A 4,732-nucleotide genomic window follows, 5' to 3' on the forward strand; every position below is an offset into this window, starting at 1 on the left:
GACTTTAAAAAAGTACTTTTACCGGACAACTAAGTACTTTTACCGGACAAAACGCATTTAAAAAAGTACTTTTACCGGACTTAAAAAGTACTTTTACCGGACATTAAGGTACACAAATTTAGATGTACTTTTTTTAAAAAAGTACAAAAATAATAGTCAAATTTTAAGCAATAATATACTATATAGGTACATATCCGAAAAAGTACTTAATAGGCATTGTAGTTATATGGACGAAAATAAAAAAACGTATCCACCTTCTTGGGTTGTGATGCAAAATAATATTCAAGAATGTTTTAAGAGTATGAATATTGATGAAAAGCGTATATTGATACTTGCTAGTCCAATTGCTAGAACTACTCAAGCAACAGAAAAAGATCCTATTATGATTACCGCTGAAAAATTCGCTGAAGAGTGTGGAATTAAAACGCATTCAGCATATACACAGTTAGAAGTAGCAAGTAGAAATCTGATTAAGCGTAGTTTTTCTTATAACAATGAAAGAGGGAAACGTGTTCTGTCTAATTGGGTAATTGATTGCATTTATGAAGATGGAGGTATTGCAATTCGATTCCCTGAGATCGTTTTATTGATGCTTACAGAATTTGATAAATTAAATCCATATACAAAGTACAAAAAAGACATCGTACTTAGTCTAAAAAAAGATTACTCATTCGATTTTTATCACTTAGCTAAAAAACATCAGGCTATGGGAAAATTTGAAATGTCTTTAGAAAAAATAAGAACTGAATTTGGCTTACCTGAGTCTTATCACGATCTAAGTAATCTAAAAAAACGTGTTATCAATCCATCACTAGATGAGATCACAGCTAATACAGATATTGCCCTAACTTATGAAAACGTTAAAAAAGGGCGTTCTGTGGTTGGCTTTAAGTTTACTGTCAGAGAGAAGCCCAAGCCTAGATTAATAGCATCAGAGCGAGAGCAAGAAACACTAGATATATTCCGCAGTCTGTCTGATGGTCAAATCAATACCTACAGCTCTATTTTGTCAAAAGTAGGTAGTATTAGTGATCTAGCTGGAGCAAAAGACTATCAAGCATTTGCAATTTGGATTGCTAATATTTTACGAGATCCAAAATCAGTCAGAGAGGAAACCGCAAAACGTATATTTAAAGCCTTGCGGACTGAAACAGATTTTAAAGGTTAAAAAGCTGTCTATCCCGATCTTCTGTTAAATACTCGTTGAGTTCAGCGAGTATTTTTTCTTTATTGGCTTCATTGGCATTCATTTTTTTAATCAAATAAGAACCAAGCAAAATTTTACGTCGAGTATCATCCTTTCTTTCCTGCTCTTTTTGCTTTGATTTTTCTCTAGCTTCGATAGCTTGTTTGCGAGCCTTTAACTGTTTCAGCTTTTCTAACTGGGCTTCGATTTTCTTCTCGAGAGTTTCAGCAGCTTTTGTCATGATTTAGATTTCGGGATATAGAAAACCACTCAAGCATAAGGCCCTATGAATTGAAATTCAAGCGGGCTATATGCTATCGTGTTTTTCATGAAATGCGCACTTACGACATGGATTTCATCCAAGTCAAAGTTTGCGTAAGGGGAATCCCCTTAACCCCAAAAATCGCTACGCAATTTTTAAAAGCAAAAGCAAAACCATCACAAGGCTAAGGCATGGCAATTTATCACTGTACGACGAAGACTGTTAACCGAAGTTCGGGACGAACTGCGGTTGCATCTATGGCTTATCGTGCAGGAGAAAAATTGAAAGATGAACGGACAGGATTAACGCACGACTTTACGAGAAAAGAAGGTGTGGTTTATACCGAAATTATTTCTAATTTGGATATCGAATTAGACCGAAGCCAAGTCTGGAATATGGCAGAAAAATCAGAGAACCGAAAAGATGCCCGAACAGCACGTGAATGGGTGATTGCTTTGCCTGATGAATTAGATGAGGAACAACGAAAAGAACTGGCCAAAGAGTTTGCGCAATCTTTAGTAGACCGTTATGGAGTAATCGCGGATTTAGCCATTCATGCACCTAGTCAGAATGGCAGTGATAAAAATCATCATGCACATATCTTACTGACAACGCGCAAGGCCGAATTAGATCCAGAGCAGAATTTAGTTCTTAAAGATAAAGCCGATATTGAGTTAAGTAATACCAAAAGAAAAACACTGGGTATGGGAACAAGCCAGGAAGAAATTAAACAGATCCGTTCCACCTGGGCAAACCTAGCGAATCATGCCCTCGAACATGCAGGGTATCGGGAAAGAATCGACCACCGCAGCTATGTCGATCAAGGTAATCAGCTACAAGCCACTATCCATGAGGGTAGCAAGGTCACGCAGATGCGCAGGAAAGGTATAGATACTGAGATCAGTCGTTTCAACGACACGGTAAAACAGCAGAACAGCCAACAGCTCCAAAACAAACAACAGCATAAAGAAAAAACCTTAGAACAAGGGTTCAACCGTGTTGAGCAAGGCTTTGAGCAATGGAAGAAAGCACAGGAAGTTAAACGCCTAGAACTGGAACGTAAACAGCAATTGAAGCTACAGCAAGAACAAGCCATGAAGCAGAAACACCGCAAGAGCATGAAGAGAAGTGGACCATCGCTATGAGCAGCCAAAATGATTTAGATGATCAGTTGTATATTCTATTAGCCTCCATGAAGGAATATAGAGAAGCTATAGCAGATGATAACAAGCGATTAGAGACGTTTTACAACAAAGTAGCTAGTGGGGTACTAGAACAAAGCAAAAAGACCCTAAATAACGCAAATCAGGAAGCTACACGTGCCCTTCAAGGTCGCATCCATGAACTAGACAAGGCTACCGACAAATTGAACTACAGATTTATTGCCTTGTTATGTGCAATTTTCCTCAGTCTGGTGCTGGTTTTCCTGTCTTTTATATTTTTATTTATTCCAAGTTTTGATGAGATCAAGGAACGTCGTGCAGAGGCAGCGTGGCTAGAACAAAGATATAATTTAGATATTAGAAATTGTAATGATAAATCTTGTGTCCGAGTTATGAAAAATGACTGTCATGGAACGAATAAGGATTACTGTGTTATTGACCCTAAATAAATACTGGCAAGTACTTTGCTCGGTTCTTTTCTTAATCTTATTGCTACCGAATATCGCAAAGTGGCTCGACTTTGAGATATGGCAATAGCCATGTCTCAAAGTATCGAGCTTTACTTTTCATTCTTTATGTCCTATCTATTTGCTATAGGGAAGCATACTTTATAGCACTGATAGTGGAATTAATAATGAGAAGGCATTTGATTTTCCTAGCTTTTATAATAATGATTTTTATTTTAGCTCTCGTTGTTAAACTCGATAATGATCGGAAAAAATTTGAAGTATTCAATGAAGTAGAGACAACAAGCAAGTTTATACAAAAAAAACCATAGTTTTTTTATGGTTTTTTAAATACTTTATAAAATATAAATCCTTATTTGAGTTTCCATAACCCAGTATTCCATGACTGGGCTTTTTTTTATATTTTCAAATAGTGTTTTAGTAAAAATCAATCAAATTTCGTATAACAGCCATTATGTTAAATAGAATCAAAAAACCTCCAATAAAATCGTTATAGTATTATTATTTATTGAGTAGATAAGAGAATTAAATTAGTGAAATACTCAAATGAAAAAATAGTAAAAGCTCTCTTACTTTCTCCTTTACCACTACTTTTTTTCACAGCAGTCCTGTTTATCGTAATGAATCAGGAATACAGCCTATACTCGATTTTAGTGGTTCTTGTAGGGCACGGTCTTGTCTACTTGGCTTATTGTATTTTGACTGTACCTTTCAGCTTCATATTCTCAATTCTTTTAAATCGTTATAACAGTCTTAATTTATTAACTATCTGTATTGCCTCTATAATTATTGCTACTCCATTTTTTATTCTTTTTGGATGGAGTCACACAGGAGAAATTTCGAAAGAGTGGTGGAAGATGTATACAGATACATGGACTATCTTTATGGCTCTATTTCCTGGCTTATGTTATTGGCTATTTCTGATTAACCTAAAAGATAAGAAATCAAAGAATATTGAATAAACCATTGCATAGAGATTCTTAAATTTCCCTAAAATTAACATAATGCACGTTATACGAAATACGTTATAATTCCACTTAGAAATCAATGCTGTAGTTTCTAGTTTATAGCCCAATCGAGCCCGTTTGGGCTTTTTTTATGATTTTTCATGTTCCACGGATATTCTTTAATCAATGTTCCACGGTTTTGATTAGATATTTTAATCATTCCAGTAAGAGCCGAGCGAGTGTCTACGAGCGACCACCTGGCATTAAAATTTCGCTTCTGCCTTTTCCCTGATTACAAGCTCCCTTTTGCTTCGTAACGAAAGATACAGAGCATCCCGAATGGGTGCGAACTGTATTGGTCAAATTCTAGAGGAGCGAAGCGAGCATAAAAACTACTGAGCGAAGCGAAGGCATAGTTTCTTTTTTTATTAAATCCTCAATTCATATTTGAAAAAAACAGCCCCTCAACCGAGCGAAAGCGAGGTTAAAACGTCCGAGCTTTAGCGAGGGCATAGGGCTGTTTTATTTTCTGTATTTTCCTTTTTTATCTTTTAAAAAGCTTTTAAAAGCTTTTAGACCCCCTTCTAGCCCATATCTAGCAAGGCTTTCAGACTTTAAAAAAGTACTTTTACCGGACAACTAAGTACTTTTACCGGACAAAACGCATTTAAAAAAGTACTTTTACCGGACTTAAAAAGTACTTTTAC

5 protein-coding genes are annotated in these 4,732 nt (G+C 35.9%); 4 read left to right on the forward strand and 1 reads right to left on the reverse strand.

What is annotated here, in order from left to right; translation table 11 throughout:
- Positions 1–226: 226 nt before the first annotated feature.
- Positions 227–1,168, forward strand: a complete 942-nt coding sequence (locus ACG9ZL_RS20660) for a replication initiation protein (RefSeq protein WP_004729701.1) — start codon at positions 227–229, stop codon at positions 1,166–1,168.
- Here ACG9ZL_RS20660 and ACG9ZL_RS20665 read toward each other — a convergent pair.
- Complete coding sequence (locus tag ACG9ZL_RS20665) at positions 1,158–1,427, reverse strand: DUF8583 domain-containing protein (protein WP_048764069.1); 270 nt, start codon at positions 1,425–1,427, stop codon at positions 1,158–1,160. The two genes, ACG9ZL_RS20660 and ACG9ZL_RS20665, sit on opposite strands and share 11 nt — an antisense overlap.
- A gap of 212 nt (positions 1,428–1,639) precedes the next feature.
- Here ACG9ZL_RS20665 and mobQ point away from each other — a divergent pair, with 212 nt between their 5' ends.
- The 3 genes from mobQ to ACG9ZL_RS20680 all read left to right on the forward strand — a co-directional run bounded on the left by mobQ (position 1,640) and on the right by ACG9ZL_RS20680 (position 4,040).
- Complete coding sequence (mobQ, locus tag ACG9ZL_RS20670; protein WP_068534583.1) at positions 1,640–2,593, forward strand: MobQ family relaxase; 954 nt, start codon at positions 1,640–1,642, stop codon at positions 2,591–2,593.
- Positions 2,590–3,060 (forward strand): hypothetical protein, encoded by a 471-nt coding sequence (locus tag ACG9ZL_RS20675; RefSeq protein ID WP_046650746.1) that lies wholly within the window; start codon positions 2,590–2,592, stop codon positions 3,058–3,060. The genes mobQ and ACG9ZL_RS20675 overlap by 4 nt, the downstream gene beginning before the upstream one ends.
- Before the next feature lie 551 nt (positions 3,061–3,611).
- Positions 3,612–4,040, forward strand: a complete 429-nt coding sequence (locus ACG9ZL_RS20680; RefSeq protein ID WP_000877730.1) for a hypothetical protein — start codon at positions 3,612–3,614, stop codon at positions 4,038–4,040.
- Positions 4,041–4,732 lie beyond the last annotated feature (692 nt).

Origin of the sequence: Acinetobacter legionensis (assembly GCF_048551735.1) — a bacterium.
Classification (GTDB): domain Bacteria; phylum Pseudomonadota; class Gammaproteobacteria; order Pseudomonadales; family Moraxellaceae; genus Acinetobacter.

What these genes read in the sequence shown, in the direction of transcription:
- ACG9ZL_RS20660 (WP_004729701.1), top strand. Translation starts at nt 227, where the DNA reads ATGGACGAAAATAAAAAAACGTATCCACCTTCTTGGGTTGTGATGCAA.
- ACG9ZL_RS20665 (WP_048764069.1), bottom strand. Translation starts at nt 1,427, where the DNA reads ATGACAAAAGCTGCTGAAACTCTCGAGAAGAAAATCGAAGCCCAGTTA.
- mobQ (WP_068534583.1), top strand. Translation starts at nt 1,640, where the DNA reads ATGGCAATTTATCACTGTACGACGAAGACTGTTAACCGAAGTTCGGGA.
- ACG9ZL_RS20675 (WP_046650746.1), top strand. Translation starts at nt 2,590, where the DNA reads ATGAGCAGCCAAAATGATTTAGATGATCAGTTGTATATTCTATTAGCC.